The 13,412-nt window shown below is 64.8% G+C and carries 14 protein-coding genes; 11 read left to right on the top strand and 3 right to left on the bottom strand.

What is annotated here, in order from left to right; translation table 11 throughout:
- The first annotated feature begins 340 nt into the window (after positions 1-340).
- The 5 genes from Q7T45_RS04130 (at position 341) to Q7T45_RS04110 (ending at position 5,322) form a co-directional block, all read left to right on the top strand.
- A complete protein-coding gene (locus tag Q7T45_RS04130; RefSeq protein WP_304867937.1) occupies positions 341-1,054 on the top strand; it encodes a TetR/AcrR family transcriptional regulator in 714 nt (237 codons plus the stop codon).
- Entirely contained in the window at positions 1,051-1,839 is a 789-nt protein-coding gene (locus Q7T45_RS04125; protein ID WP_304867935.1) for an HlyD family secretion protein, read from the top strand. Before Q7T45_RS04130 ends, Q7T45_RS04125 begins: the two co-directional genes overlap by 4 nt.
- The gene (locus Q7T45_RS04120; RefSeq protein ID WP_304867934.1) at positions 1,836-2,786 is read left to right on the top strand and encodes an ABC transporter ATP-binding protein; all 951 of its coding nucleotides are present in this window, start codon (positions 1,836-1,838) and stop codon (positions 2,784-2,786) included. Before Q7T45_RS04125 ends, Q7T45_RS04120 begins: the two co-directional genes overlap by 4 nt.
- Positions 2,787-2,854: 68 nt before the next feature.
- Complete coding sequence (locus Q7T45_RS04115; RefSeq protein ID WP_370691205.1) at positions 2,855-3,943, top strand: ABC transporter permease; 1,089 nt, start codon at positions 2,855-2,857, stop codon at positions 3,941-3,943.
- Positions 3,944-4,008: 65 nt separating this feature from the next.
- Positions 4,009-5,322 carry an adenylate/guanylate cyclase domain-containing protein gene (locus Q7T45_RS04110; RefSeq protein WP_304867929.1) on the top strand — a complete coding sequence of 438 codons (1,314 nt, stop codon included), beginning with the start codon at positions 4,009-4,011 and terminating at the stop codon, positions 5,320-5,322.
- A 208-nt stretch (positions 5,323-5,530) separates the two neighbouring features.
- Here Q7T45_RS04110 and Q7T45_RS04105 read toward each other — a convergent pair whose 3' ends face one another.
- Entirely contained in the window at positions 5,531-5,995 is a 465-nt protein-coding gene (locus Q7T45_RS04105) for a DUF488 family protein (protein ID WP_304867927.1), read from the bottom strand.
- 187 nt (positions 5,996-6,182) lie between these two features.
- Here Q7T45_RS04105 and Q7T45_RS04100 point away from each other — a divergent pair, with 187 nt between their 5' ends.
- Positions 6,183-7,154: a tripartite tricarboxylate transporter substrate binding protein gene (locus tag Q7T45_RS04100; protein ID WP_304867925.1), complete on the top strand. Its 972-nt coding sequence runs from the start codon at positions 6,183-6,185 to the stop codon at positions 7,152-7,154.
- Between the two features lie 166 nt (positions 7,155-7,320).
- Here Q7T45_RS04100 and Q7T45_RS04095 read toward each other — a convergent pair whose 3' ends face one another.
- Entirely contained in the window at positions 7,321-8,145 is an 825-nt protein-coding gene (locus Q7T45_RS04095) for a DUF72 domain-containing protein (RefSeq protein WP_304867924.1), read from the bottom strand.
- A 229-nt stretch (positions 8,146-8,374) separates the two neighbouring features.
- Positions 8,375-8,644, bottom strand: a complete 270-nt coding sequence (locus tag Q7T45_RS04090; protein ID WP_304867939.1) for a phasin family protein — start codon at positions 8,642-8,644, stop codon at positions 8,375-8,377.
- 372 nt (positions 8,645-9,016) lie between these two features.
- Between Q7T45_RS04090 and Q7T45_RS04085 the strand changes: the two genes are divergently transcribed.
- The 5 genes from Q7T45_RS04085 to Q7T45_RS04065 all read left to right on the top strand — a co-directional run bounded on the left by Q7T45_RS04085 (position 9,017) and on the right by Q7T45_RS04065 (position 13,321).
- The gene (locus Q7T45_RS04085; protein ID WP_304867922.1) at positions 9,017-9,184 is read left to right on the top strand and encodes a hypothetical protein; all 168 of its coding nucleotides are present in this window, start codon (positions 9,017-9,019) and stop codon (positions 9,182-9,184) included.
- 73 nt (positions 9,185-9,257) lie between these two features.
- Positions 9,258-9,452 carry a hypothetical protein gene (locus tag Q7T45_RS04080; RefSeq protein WP_304867920.1) on the top strand — a complete coding sequence of 65 codons (195 nt, stop codon included), beginning with the start codon at positions 9,258-9,260 and terminating at the stop codon, positions 9,450-9,452.
- Between the two features lie 266 nt (positions 9,453-9,718).
- Positions 9,719-10,852: a glycosyltransferase family 2 protein gene (locus tag Q7T45_RS04075; RefSeq protein WP_304867918.1), complete on the top strand. Its 1,134-nt coding sequence runs from the start codon at positions 9,719-9,721 to the stop codon at positions 10,850-10,852.
- Between the two features lie 7 nt (positions 10,853-10,859).
- Positions 10,860-12,365 (top strand): glycosyltransferase family 39 protein, encoded by a 1,506-nt coding sequence (locus tag Q7T45_RS04070; RefSeq protein ID WP_304867916.1) that lies wholly within the window; start codon positions 10,860-10,862, stop codon positions 12,363-12,365.
- A 254-nt stretch (positions 12,366-12,619) separates the two neighbouring features.
- A complete protein-coding gene (locus Q7T45_RS04065; protein WP_304867914.1) occupies positions 12,620-13,321 on the top strand; it encodes a DUF899 family protein in 702 nt (233 codons plus the stop codon).
- Positions 13,322-13,412 lie beyond the last annotated feature (91 nt).

Below are 13,412 nucleotides of genomic sequence, written 5' to 3'. Positions count from 1 at the left end.
AGATAAGCCGTAAAGCCATTGCGCAGGGAATGTCGGAGGTTCTCCGCTGCCCTGTATGCTCGTGTGCGCCTTTTTCGCACAATTTTGCACACGAGACCGCGGGTGCAGCGCGCATCCGGCATTCCCTGCTCCCTCGTTCGAGGGGGAACGATATGAAAACCTCGGGCAGATCGTGCCGCGGGAACGCGGACGTGTATGTGGTGTCTGAGATTGAACCGAAATGGCGTTGTTGGATCGTGACCTGATCGATTATCCCGACGCTGCTGCCAGTCACACGGACGTGAAAGCCAAAGATCCGATCGAAATTGACAATGACTGACCAGTCAGTCATATGGGAAATATGAGCAGGATACATTCCAGCACCAGGATTCCGGCAAAGCCGGCCAGTGGCCGCCGTGTCGCGAGCGGGGCCGCGGCAAAGGCGTCGAAAGTGACCGCATCAAAGCCCCCGGCCAACCGGGCGGAACGCGCCGCGGAACGGCGCGCGGCCATTGTCGAGGCGGCGCTGGACGAGTTCATCGCGCGCGGATTTACCGCGACCCGGCTCGACGACGTCGCGAGAAGGGCCGGCGTCGCCAAGGGCACCATCTACCTGCACTTCAAGGACAAGGAATCGATGTTCGAGGAGCTGATCCGCACCGCATTGGTGCCGATGATCAACCGGCTCCATGCGCCGCCTCCATCAGGCGGTTCGGTGCGCGACATGGTCGAGGGCTTTGCCGACAATTTTATCCGGGAAGTGGCGAGCACGCGGCGCGGCGACGTCGTGCGCCTGATCGTGGCGGAGGGCCCCCGCTTTCCGGCGATCGCGGAATTCTACTATCGCGAAGTGGTGTCGCGCGGCCTTGCCGGCATGCGCGCGCTGATCGAACTCGGCATTGCGCGCGGGGAGATCCAGCACAGGAACCTCGCGCGCTTTCCGCAGCTCATGGTGGCGCCCGCGCTGATCGCGGTGATCTGGCAAAGCCTGTTTGCAAGGCATGCGCCGCTGGATGCGACCGAGATGTTTCGCGTCCATCTCGATCTGATTTTCGGCGAACGGAGGACAACATGACTTCGTCGCGAATGAATTTGCCTGTTGCCGCGATGCTCGCGCTCGCCATCGCGCTGACCGGCTGCAAGGAAGTCAGGAATCCCGGCTATCAGGGCTGGGTCGAGGCCGACATGATCTTTGTCAGCCCGGATGAATCCGGCCGCGTGACCAAGCTCAGCGTGCGCGAGGGCGACGAGGTCAGGAAGGGCGCGCCGCTTTATGAGGTCGATGACGATCTGCAACGGGCCGACCTCAACCAGCAGAACGCCACGCTGGCCAACGCGCAGCAGACCTATGACCGCGCCGCCTCGCTGAGCCGGACCGGCTCCGGGACGCAGGCGAATTTCGATGCCGCGGTGTCGGCGCTGCGGGTGGCGGAGGCGCGGGTCAATACCTCGCAGACGCGGCTGGCGCGGCGCAACGGCTTTGCCCCGGTCGGCGGCATCATCCAGCAGATCTATTTCCGCGAGGGCGAGATGGTGCCGGCGCAGCGGCCGGTGCTCTCGATCATGCCGCCCGGCAACATGAAGCTGCGCTTCTTCGTGCCGGAGACGGATCTGCCGAAACTCGCTGTCGGCGACGAGGTCCGCGTCACCTGCGACAATTGCGCCGCCGATCTCACGGCAAAGATCTATTTCATCGCCACCGCGGCCGAATACACCCCGCCTGTGATCTACAGCCTGGAGGAGCGCAGCAAGCTGGTCTACCTGATCCAGGCGCGGCCGAACCGGCCCGACTCCTTGCGGGTCGGCCAGCCGATCTCGGTATTTCCAGGCGTCAAGACCCCGGTAGCGGACAAGCGATGACCGCCGCACCAGCACTTGCCCCCGCCGCCGATATCGCGATCGACGTTCACGGCCTGTCGAAATCCTTTGGCGGCCGCGAGGTGGTGCATGACCTCAGCATGCAGGTCAAACGCGGCACCATCTACGGCTTCCTCGGTCCCAACGGCAGCGGCAAGACCACCACCATCCGCATGCTCTGCGGCCTGCTGACGCCCGACAGCGGCGAGGGCACTTGCCTCGGCTACGACATCCGCCGCGACGCCGACAAGATCAAGCGCCAGGTCGGCTACATGACGCAGCGCTTTTCGCTCTACCAGGACCTGTCGGTGCGCGAGAACCTGGAATTCGTCGCGAGGCTCTACGGCGTGCGCGATGCGCGGGGCACGGCGCGCGACATGATCAAGCGGCTCGGCCTCAATGGCCGCGAGGAACAGCTCGCCGGCAATCTCTCCGGCGGCTGGAAGCAGCGCCTCGCGCTCGGTGCCTGCACGCTGCCCAACCCGCAACTGTTGCTGCTGGACGAGCCGACCGCCGGCGTCGATCCCAAGGCGCGGCGGGATTTCTGGAACGAGATCCATGCGCTGGCCGCCGACGGGCTGACCGTGCTGGTCTCCACCCATTACATGGACGAGGCGGAGCGCTGCCACGAGATCGCCTATATCGCCTACGGCCATCTGCTGGCGCACGGCACCGTCGACGAGGTGATCGCCACCTCGGATCTGTCGACCTGGACCGTGTCGGGCGACGGCCTCAACGCGCTGGCGACCGAACTCGCCGGCAAGCCCGGCATCGACATGGTGGCGCCGTTCGGCACCTCCCTGCATGTCTCCGGCCGCGACCGAGCGGCGATGGAAGCGGCCATCGCGCCATACCGCGACCGCGAGGGGGTTCGCTGGCAGCACGGCGAGCCGTCACTGGAAGACGTCTTCATCGAACTGATGACCCGCGCGACGGATAATTTCCAGTGAGCGTCGTCCCAGACCATAGCCGCGACGCCAGGGATCCGCCGTTCGGATTCTGGCGGCGCAGCTATGCCATGGTGGTCAAGGAATTCATCCAGCTCCGGCGCGACCGCGTCTCGTTCGCGATGATCGTGATGATCCCTGTCATGCAGCTGTTGCTGTTCGGCTTTGCCATCAACACCACGCCGCGCAATCTCCCGACCGCGGTATTGCTGCAGGAGGACAGCGACCTCGCGCGCTCGATCCTGAAGGCGATGGAGAACACCGCCTATTTCCGCTTCACCCGCGAAGTGCACACGGTCCAGGAATTCGACGATCTCCTGCTGTCGGGCAAGGTGCTGTTCGGCGTGGAAATCCCGCGCGGCTTCGAGCGCGCGGTGCGGCGCGGCGACCGTCCGGCGCTATTGGTCGCCGCCGACGCCACCGATCCGGTCGCGGCCGGCTCGGCGATGTCGGCGCTGGGCACCGTGGTGCAGACGGCGCTGCAGCACGACCTCCACATCGGCGACCCCGCGTCGCCGCCGTTCGAGATCCGCACCCATGCCCGTTACAACCCGGCGGCGTCGTCGCGGCTGAACATCGTGCCCGGCCTCGTCGGCACCATCCTGACCATGACCATGTTGATCTTCACGGCGCTGTCGGTGACGCGCGAGATCGAACGCGGCACCATGGAGAGCCTGCTGTCGATGCCGATCACCCCGGTCGAGGTGATGCTCGGCAAGATCCTGCCCTACGTGCTGGTCGGTTTCATCCAGGCCATCCTGATCATCGGCATCGGCGTGCTGTTGTTCGGCGTGCCCGTCTACGGCAGCCTGACCCTGCTGGCGCTGCTCTCGACGCTGTTCATCACCACTAACCTCGCGATCGGCTACACCTTTTCCACCATCGCGCAGAACCAGCTGCAGGCGATGCAGATGTCGATCATGTTCTTCCTGCCCAGCATCCTGTTGTCGGGCTTCATGTTTCCGTTCGCCGGCATGCCGGTCTGGGCGCAATATATCGGCGAGGGCCTGCCGCTGACGCATTATTTGCGGATCGTCCGCGCCATTATGCTGAAGGGCGCGACGCTGCCGAATTTGCAATATGATGCGGTCGCCCTGCTGGCCCTGATGCTGCTGGCGATGGCGATCGCGGTGATGCGCTTCCGTCGTACGCTGGATTGAGGCATATAGTCGGCGTTATTCCGGGGGTGCGTCAGCAACGGAACCCGGATGCGCAGGGAAACGCAATGGCTGGATTCTGGGGCAAAAAGAAGGTCGGACAAGACGCGGCGGTATCGGCTGATTTCCAGCGCGAGCTGACGCGGGAGATGATGCGCACCGAGTTGATCCGCATCAAGGCGCTGATCGCGACGACGGCGTTGCTCGGCATCATGCTCGCGGCGGTCTACCTGCTCGCGCCCGAGGCGGTGAGCCGGGTCTGGCACGGCAATCTCAGGCCGGCCTTTCTTTATGCCATCATCGTGCCGTTCATCCTGTTCGAATGGTGGGTCCACGCGGCCGTCAGCCGGCATCTTACGCTGGATCGCGACATCCCGGTGATCAGGCAATATATCGGCGCGCTGATCGAAACCTCGATACCGACGGTCGCGCTGGCACTGCATATCAACAGCATGGGGGCAGTCGAGGCGCTCGGCTTCGTGACGCCGATGATCTATTTCATCTTCATCATCCTGTCGACGTTGCGGCTGGATTTCTGGCTCTCGACTTTCACCGGCGTCGTTGCCGCGGTGGAGTTGTTCTGCATGGCGGTGTTCTATCATCCCGCCGGGGTCATCGATCCCGAGCCCAACCTGTATTATCACGCCGCGCGCAGCCTGATCCTGCTGGTCTGCGGCATGCTGGCCGGCGCGGTCGGCATGCAATTGCGCCGCCAGTTCGAGGCCAGCATCATGGCGGCGACCGCGCGCGACCGCATCACCAATCTGTTCGGCCAGCACGTCTCGCCGCAGGTGGTCGAGCGGCTGATGGCGGAAGGCAAGAGCACCGACAGCGAAATCCGCCGGGTCGCGGTGATGTTCGTCGATTTCCGCAGTTTCACCGCCGGCGCCAGCACCCGCACGCCACGGGAGGTGGTGGACCGGCTCGACGGCGCGTTCGCGACGCTGGTCGAGATCCTCGATCGCCATGGCGGCATCGTGAACAAGTTTCTCGGTGACGGATTTCTGGCGCTGTTCGGCGCGCCGCTCGATGCGCCTCACCCGGCGCGCCACGCGGTCGCGGCGGCCCGCGAAATGCTGGAGGCCAACGAACGCGTCAACCGCGAGTCGAGCTGGCCGCTGCGCATCGGCATCGGCATTCACGTCGGCGACGTCGTCGCCGGCAATATCGGCTCGGCGCGGCGCAAGGAATACACCGTGATCGGCGACACCGTGAATTTCGCGGCCCGGCTGGAAGCGCTCAACAAGGAATTCAATTCCCAGTTCCTGATCTCATCCGCCGTCCACGAGGCGCTGGGTCAGGAGCGCGGCGATGCCAAATCGCTCGGCGAGGTCGCGATCCGGGGCTACGACCGGCCGATGACGGTGTGGCAGTTGGGGTGAGTTCGGACGCAGCGTCGCACTATCGGAACCGGTGGTGAGGAAGAACTAGGTGTCGTCCCCGCGAACGCGGGGACCCATACGCCGCGGCGGTGATGCTTTCAAAAGGTCTCAAACGCCTGCATTCTCGCCGACAGTACACGGTGTATGGGTCCCGGCTCAGCGCTCGCTACGCTCGCTTGGCCGGGACGACGAGAATTGGACGGTCCTCTCACACCTGCTTCGCCGCCAGATTTTCCACCTTCACCCCGTCACGCTGCTCGATGATCTCGGCGATCCATTGCCGGTGGCATTCGCGGTGATCGCGCTCGTAGCAGAGGATGCAGACCGGGCCGGCCTGCCTGACCAGCGCCGAGAGTTCGTCGAGTTCTTCCCGCGCCTGCGGTGTCTTCAGGTGTTTGGCGTAGATCTTGTGCAGCGCGCCGAACTGGCCGCTGCGCGCGGCCTCGCGGCCATCCTTCGGGGTGCCGAGCCCGCGCAGATGCAGGTAGGAAATGCCGCGCGCGTCGAGCCCGGCGGCCAGCTGGTTCTTGGAAAAGCCCGGACGGCGCGACGCCGCCACCGCGCGCACATCCACCAGCAGCTTGACGCCGGCCTGCTCGAGTTCGTCGAGCACGGCCTTGGATGGCGTCTGCTCGTAGCCGATCGTGAAGAGTTTTGTCGTCTTGCGTGCCATATCAACGCCCCGGCGCCGGATCTCATCGCATCAAAGCTACGTCACCGCGGGGTGGATGACCATAACCGCCGAGGTTATGCCGCGGACAACAGCCCCGACATCCGTTGCCGCCGGGGGCGGCATGTCGCATACTCAGGTCAGAAAAAGAGCCGCTGGATGGCCGTTTCTTCGGGGGGAATACAATACGATGACTGGATTTGTCCGCTCGTTGGCGTGGATCGCCACCGCATTCGCGCTGGGTACGGCAACGGCGCAGGCGCAGACCGCGTATCCTGATCGAACGGTAAAAATCATCGTTCCCATCGGGCCCGGCGGCAGCTACGACCTGGTCGGGCGGCTGGTCGCCGATGTGCTCGCCAAACGCACCGGCCAGAGTTTCGTGGTCGAGAACAAGCCCGGCGCCGGCACCGTCGTCGGCACCCAGGCCGCGGCGACCAGCGATCCCGACGGCTATACGCTGGTGGGTGGCGGTCTCTCCAACATGGCGTTCAATTCGGCGCTGTATTCCAAACTGGCCTACGACCCGCAGAAGGATTTCGTCCCAGTCGCGCTGATCTACAAGTTCGGCTACGTGATGGTCGGCCGCAAGGATCTGCCGCAGGCGAGCCTGAAGGACATCATCGCGGCGGCCAAAGCCAATCCCGGCTCGATCACGGTCGCAACCGCTGGTGTCGGCACCGGCCAGCACCTGGTGGCGGCGGCGTTCATGAAGGCATCAGGCGTCAAGCTGCAGGAGGTGCCCTACAAGGGCTCGCCGCCGGCCTTCACCGACCTGCTCGCCGGCCGCATCGATCTGTTCTTCGACTCCGCCGCCGCGGGCCTGCCTTACGTCAAGTCGGGGCAGGCGAGGGGCATCGCCGTGCTGGCCTCGAAGCGCAGCCCGCTGGCGCCCGACGTGCCGACGATGTCGGAGGCCGGCGTGCCCGGGCTCGACGTCGATTCCTGGCTCGGCATCTTCGCGCCGGCCAAAACCCCGCCGGCGGTGATCGCCAGACTGCGCAGCGACATCCGCGCCTCGCTGCCCGACCTGAAGGAGCGCTTCGAGAAGAGCGGCGGCGAAGTGTGGGATCTCCCGGACGACAAGCTCAACGGCTTCGTCGCGTCCGAGTACGAGAGCTGGACCAAACTGATCCGCGAGGCCGGCATCAAGCTGGATTGAGTTATTACTTCACCTCGCCCCGCTTGCGGGGAGAGGTCGACGCGCTCGGCAGCGCACTTGCGCGCCGGAGCGCGTCGGGTGAGGGGGACTATCCGCGAGTCTGGTGCCGTGGAGAGAGCCCCTCACCCCAACCCTCTCCCCGTGAAGAACGGGGAGAGGGAGTCAATCACTTCACCCGTTCGATCAACTCCATCGCGCCGGCGGGCGCGCGCACCTTGCCCTCGTGGATCACATAGGCGAACACGTCGCGCGGGACCTTCTTCGCGCTGGTCGCGTCGGCGCGCGGCAGATCGTCCGGCTCGCCGCCGGCGGCCCAGACCTGCAACCGCTTCGCCCAGGCGTCCAGCGCCTTCGGCGGATAGCAGGTCTTCAGCTCGTCATTGCCCTTCTGCAGCCGCGCATAGACGAAATCGCCGGTGATGTCTGATATCGCCGGATACTTGCCGTGCTCGGCGTACACCACGGGCGTCTCGAATTGGCGAAGCAGCGCGATGAAGTCAGGCGCGACAAAACTGTCGTGCCGCACCTCGACCACATGGCGCAAGCTCCGGCCCTCGAGTTTGCGCGGCAGCAGCTCGAGGAACTTGCCGAAATCGGCTTCGTCGAACTTTTTCGTCGGCGCGAATTGCCACAGCACCGGACCGAGCCGGTCGCCCAGCTCCAGCACGCCGGAATCGTAAAACCGTTTGACGGAATCGCCGGCCTCCGCCAGCACCCGCCGGTTGGTGGCGAAGCGCGGCCCCTTCAGCGAGAACACGAACCCGTCCGGCACCTCGCGCGCCCATTTGCGAAAGCTCTCCGGCTTCTGCGAGCCGTAATAGGTGCCGTTGATCTCGATCGACGTCAGCTTCGACGCCGCATATTCCAGCTCCTTCGCCTGCGTCAGCTTCTCCGGATAAAACACCCCGCGCCACGGCGCAAAGGTCCAGCCGCCGATGCCGATGTAGATGTTGCCGGCTTTCTTGGAAGTTGATTTCGGGGACTTGGTCACGGGCTGTACTCATGGCGCGAGGGAATATGTGTCGCGCCAAACCTAATCAAACCGATCGCGATTGGCCAGTTCGTCAGTCACTCGCCAACAGGACAGGTCCGTCAGGACAGGCGCGCAGGCGACAACGCTCGCCACCCGCGCAAAAAAAAGGCCCCGGAAAAACCGGAGCCTCTTGTTTGACACAGCCTGCATCGAGGCAGACCGTCGCTCTATTAACGCCCCATAACATTCAGCGCGCGGCCGGGATCACCTGGGCGACCGCGCCCTCAAGAGTCTGTTTGGCAAGGCCGCTATAGAGTTCGCGGATCTTCTGCGCATCCATCACGAAGGTCTCGTAGGCCTGCTTGGCGAATTCGGTCTGGATCTCGATCGCCTGGTCGAGGGAGCGGACGCCGGCGAGCTTTTCGACGAACGACTTGGTCTGTTCGAACGATTTTCTGGTGTATTCGCCATAGGCCAGCGCGATGGTTTGCATGTCGATCGAAGCGGTGTCGGCCAGTGCCGCGGCGCCGGTCGAGAAGGCGTCGGGGGAGGCCGCGGCTGGCGGTGTGGCGGCGGCCGCCGGGACCGGCGTGATGGTCTCGGGCGGCCGGGCCGACTTCAGGCTCAAAGCCGGCGCGTGATCCGGTTTCTGGTTTCGGGCCGGATCGAGCTTCTGGGCCGGCTGGCCGGGCTTGCCGCCTGGCTTGTTGTGCTTGGGTTTGGACATGGGGGAAATCTCCGTTGCTGTATCGAACCAACGGCGCGAGTCAGCCATGGTTGCGTGGAAATAGCGCTTCCGGCTTGTTCCGAGCGCGGCGCTGGTGTGTTGGCATCAAGAATCGGGAACCCGGCCGTCTTGTGCGCCCGCGCCGCCAAGCTAGGATGGGCGATGGCTGACGAGCTCGAACAGCAGCTTGAGCGCATTGAACATACGGTTGCCGAGATCGCCCTGGCGGTGCAAAGGCTTCGCGACAACAGGGCGACCGTGGGGGAGACCGCCGCCGGTGACATCAATCAACGGCTGAGGCGCTTTCTGGAGCGTAAGAAACAGGCTTAAGGTGGCGGCGGGGACAGCTCGATCGGCTCGCGCGGATCAGCCGGCCGCAACGGGCGACCAGGGAAGAAGCGGGATGGATACGGAAGCGATCGCGAAAATACTGGGCGGCATCATCGTGGCCATCGTTCTGGTGGCTGCGGTCGTGTTTGGACCGATCGGGCAGGGGGGCAAGCCGGCCCCGACTGTGCAAAAGATCGAGGCGCCAAAGGCGGCGGTTCCGGCCGCGCCTGCCGTCCGGGGGCCGGTGGTGCGGGAGGTGCCGCAGTAAGCTTCGCGGGTGCGGCATCTGCGCCCTTGCGGAATGGCCTGATCGTCCCTATTTTGCTTCTAACGGCGACGTCGACGCTTCATAGCTCCGGCGCTGGGACGACCACTCAATAGTCAGGCTGCGCCGGATGTACGCGCGCCCTCTGTTGGTGGTCGTTGGCATTTTGGGGCCTGTTTTGGCCGTTTTACCCCTCCGACTGCCCATTTTTGGCTCCCCGCGCCGGGTTCCCTTGGCTTCCCCCGACGCTGCGGATATACGCTGGCGGCATGAATAAAGCCGTCCAAGGGGCCACCGAAAACCCGCCGCAATCCGCTGTGGCACCTCAGCTTTCGGTCATCGTCCCCACTTTCAACGAACGTGACAACGTCACCACGCTGTACCGGCGGCTGGAGGCGACGTTCGCCGGCATCGCCTGGGAAGTCGTGTTCGTCGACGACAATTCCCCTGATGGGACCTGGGATGTGGTGCGGGGCCTGGCGCGGATGGATACCCGCGTCCGCTGCATCCGGCGGATCGGGCGGCGCGGCCTGTCCGGCGCCTGCATCGAGGGCATCCTGGCGGCGAGCGCGCCCTACGCCGCCGTGATCGACGCCGACCTGCAGCATGACGAGACCCAGCTGCCGAAGATGCTGGCCCTGCTGCAAGGCGGTGAATTCGATATCGTAGTCGGCAGCCGCTATATCGAAGGCGGCAGCGCCGACAGTTTCAACAAGCAGCGCGCCGGGGCCAGCCAGTTGGCCACCGAAGTGGCAAAGCGCGTGCTGCGCGTCCAGATCGCCGATCCCATGAGCGGCTTCTTCATGATCCGCCGCGACCGCTTCGAGGCGCTGGCGCCGCAGCTCTCCACCCAGGGCTTCAAGATCCTGCTCGATATCGTCGCCACCGCGCGCGGCGAATTGCGGGTGAAGGAAATTCCCTTCACCTTCGGCACCAGGCTGCATGGCGAGAGCAAGCTCGATTCCATGGTGGCGCTGGATTTCCTCGGGCTGGTGCTGGCGAAGCTGACCCACGACGTGGTGTCGCTGCGTTTTTTGTTGTTCGCGATGGTCGGCACCATCGGGTTGGTCGTGCACCTGACGACGCTGTTCGTGGCGCATGAAGTTCTCAACGTGCCGTTCGCCGAGGCGCAGGCGGCCGGCGCGCTGGTCGCCATGACCTCCAATTTCGTCCTCAATAATTTTCTCACCTATCGTGACCAGCGGCTGAAGGGCTTCGCCATCCTGCGCGGCCTGTTGCTGTTCTATCTGGTCTGCGGCGTCGGCCTCGTCGCCAATGTCGGCGTCGCGTTTTCGGTCTACGATCAGGAGTGGAACTGGTGGGTGGCCGGTGCGGCGGGCGCGCTGATGGGCGTGGTGTGGAATTACGCGATGTCCGGACTGTTCGTCTGGCGCAAGCAATGAACCAAAAATGAGTTCGAACGATGGACGCCTCGCCCGCAACACGGTTCTCACGGTGCTGGCGCTGGTGGCATTGCGGCTGGTCGCCGCCGCCTGGACGCCGCTGACCTTCGACGAAGCCTATTACTGGATGTGGTCGAAGCATCTCGCGGGCGGCTACTACGATCATCCGCCCGCCGTCGCTTTCGTGATCCGCGCCGGCACCATGATCGCAGGCGACACCGAACTCGGCGTCCGACTCGTCTCGATCCTGCTGGCGCTGCCGATGAGCTTTGCGGTGTATCGTTCAGCGGCTATCCTGTTCGGCGGCGTCCGGGTGGCGGCCACCGCCACCATCCTGCTCAACGTCACCATGATGGCCGCGGTCGGCACCCTGATCGTGACGCCGGATGCGCCGCTGCTGGTGGCCTCCAGCTTCGTTCTGTTTTTTCTCGCCAAGGTGCTGGAGACCGGTCGCGGCGAATGGTGGCTCGCGGTCGGCGCCGCGGTCGGCGTCGCGCTGCTCTCGAAATACACCGCGCTGTTTTTCGGCCTAGCGATTCTGATCTGGCTGGTGGCGGTACCAAAACTGCGGCGCTGGCTGATCTCGCTTTGGCCCTATCTCGGCGGCCTGGTGGCGCTGGCGGTGTTCGCGCCCGTCATTCTCTGGAACGCCGATCACCACTGGGTCTCCTTCCTCAAGCAGTTGTTCGGCCGCGCCCGAATAGAGAATTTCCGTCCGGCCTTCATCGCCGAACTGGTGCCGACCCAGGTCGCCTTCGCAACGCCGCTGGTATTCATTCTCGGCGCGATGGGGCTTCACGCCCTGGCCTGGCGCAACACCGGCGCGTTTGCCGCCCGCATGCTTGTCAACACCATGTTCTGGACCATCGTGGCGTATTTCATCTGGCATTCGCTGCACGCGCGCGTCGAGGCCAACTGGTTCGCGCCGGTCTATCCGGCGCTGGCGATATCAGCCGCGGTGGCCGCTCACCTCACGCGGTGGGACGGGTGGCGCCAGCGCCTCGCCGATTTCTGCCTGCGCTGGGCCGCGCCGGTCGGCGTTGCGCTGTTTGCGTTTCTGATCGTGCAGGCCAATACCGGCGTGTTTACCGGCTATCGCCGCGACGCCACCGTGCGCAGCGTCGGCGTCGGCTGGCGCGAACTGGCCGGCGAGATCGAGGCACTGCGCCTGCGCACCGGTGCTGTTTGCGTGCTGACGCCGGACTACGGCACCACCGGCTGGCTCGCCTTCTATCTGCCGAAGGGGACTTGCGTGGTGCAGCCGACCCAGCGCATTCGCTGGGTCAACATGCCCGAACCGTCTGCCGCGCAACTGTCCGGAAAACTGTTGTTCGTCGACGAGGCGCGGCCCGGCGCGCGGTCCTGGCAGACGGAAAACTTCACCGGGGTCGAGAGAGTCGCCGAACTCAAGCGCATGCGCGGGCCGCTCGTCGTCGAAACCTATGGGATCGACCTGCTCCAGGGCGCCAAGGGCAGCGTGCTCGACCGCTCGCCGCCGCCGGAACTGGAGTAGGGGGCGGGGGCGATCTCTTCACCCTCCCCTGGAGGGGGAGGGTCGACGCGAATGCAATGAGCGGCGGGGTGGGGTGACGGTCTCTCCTCCCCAACAGTGCCCGAATTGATAGGCTGTCACCCCACCCCGTCTCGCATCTTGCGATGCGAGCCGACCCTCCCCCTCCAGGGGAGGGTAAGAAATCTCTCCCCCCTGTCGGATCCGCTGCTCTTCGAACGTCCTGTGTTCATGTCCATCCACAGCGAGGTCATGCAATGAACGGTTCCCCCCTGAAACCCGCCACTGAGCTCGCGCGCGCCAGCGGTATGCGCTTTCCCAACGAGAGCGCCGAATATCGCCGCGCCCGCGAGGCGCTGCTGGCCGAGGAGATCGAGCTTCGCCGCCACATCGAGCGCGTCGCCGAGCAGCGCCGCGCGTTGCCGCCGGGCGGCGAGGTCAGGAAGAACTATGCTTTCGAGGGCGAGAACGGCAAGGCGTCGTTTGCCGATCTGTTCGGGACCAGGGATTCACTCGTCGTCTACACCTACATGTACGGTCCGCAGCGCGAGCGGCCGTGTCCGATGTGCACGTCACTGTTGTCAGCCTGGGACGGCGAGGTACCGGATATTCAGCAGCGCGTCGCGCTCGCGATCGTGGCGCGATCGCCGATCGCGCGGCTGGTCGCCTTCAAGCGCGAACGCGGCTGGCATCATCTGCCGCTGTATTCCGATATCTCCGGCGAGTTCAGCCGGGACTATCACGGCATGACAAAAGACGGCGGCGACGACGCAGGCTTCAGCGTGTTCACGCGGCGAGATGGCACAATCAGGCATTTCTGGGGCGGCGAGATGAACGGCGCATCCTCCGATCCCGGACAGGATCCGCGCGGCGCGCCGGACCTGATGCCGCTATGGACCATTCTCGACATGACGCCGGAAGGACGCGGCACCGACTGGTATCCGAAGCTGAATTATTGAAGCGGAACTCGTAAGAATCCCGCGAAATTACGGGCCGCTGCAGTGCATCGGTCTCGCATTCTTGCATGCCCAACATCCGCCCGCACTTAAT

The organism is Bradyrhizobium sp., assembly GCF_030646015.1.
Classification (GTDB): domain Bacteria; phylum Pseudomonadota; class Alphaproteobacteria; order Rhizobiales; family Xanthobacteraceae; genus Bradyrhizobium.
This window is presented reverse-complemented; position numbering and strand designations above follow the sequence as displayed.

What these genes read in the sequence shown, in the direction of transcription:
- Q7T45_RS04130 (WP_304867937.1), top strand. Translation starts at nt 341, where the DNA reads ATGAGCAGGATACATTCCAGCACCAGGATTCCGGCAAAGCCGGCCAGT.
- Q7T45_RS04125 (WP_304867935.1), top strand. Translation starts at nt 1,051, where the DNA reads ATGACTTCGTCGCGAATGAATTTGCCTGTTGCCGCGATGCTCGCGCTC.
- Q7T45_RS04120 (WP_304867934.1), top strand. Translation starts at nt 1,836, where the DNA reads ATGACCGCCGCACCAGCACTTGCCCCCGCCGCCGATATCGCGATCGAC.
- Q7T45_RS04115 (WP_370691205.1), top strand. Translation starts at nt 2,855, where the DNA reads ATGGTGGTCAAGGAATTCATCCAGCTCCGGCGCGACCGCGTCTCGTTC.
- Q7T45_RS04110 (WP_304867929.1), top strand. Translation starts at nt 4,009, where the DNA reads ATGGCTGGATTCTGGGGCAAAAAGAAGGTCGGACAAGACGCGGCGGTA.
- Q7T45_RS04105 (WP_304867927.1), bottom strand. Translation starts at nt 5,995, where the DNA reads ATGGCACGCAAGACGACAAAACTCTTCACGATCGGCTACGAGCAGACG.
- Q7T45_RS04100 (WP_304867925.1), top strand. Translation starts at nt 6,183, where the DNA reads ATGACTGGATTTGTCCGCTCGTTGGCGTGGATCGCCACCGCATTCGCG.
- Q7T45_RS04085 (WP_304867922.1), top strand. Translation starts at nt 9,017, where the DNA reads ATGGCTGACGAGCTCGAACAGCAGCTTGAGCGCATTGAACATACGGTT.
- Q7T45_RS04080 (WP_304867920.1), top strand. Translation starts at nt 9,258, where the DNA reads ATGGATACGGAAGCGATCGCGAAAATACTGGGCGGCATCATCGTGGCC.
- Q7T45_RS04075 (WP_304867918.1), top strand. Translation starts at nt 9,719, where the DNA reads ATGAATAAAGCCGTCCAAGGGGCCACCGAAAACCCGCCGCAATCCGCT.
- Q7T45_RS04070 (WP_304867916.1), top strand. Translation starts at nt 10,860, where the DNA reads ATGAGTTCGAACGATGGACGCCTCGCCCGCAACACGGTTCTCACGGTG.
- Q7T45_RS04065 (WP_304867914.1), top strand. Translation starts at nt 12,620, where the DNA reads ATGAACGGTTCCCCCCTGAAACCCGCCACTGAGCTCGCGCGCGCCAGC.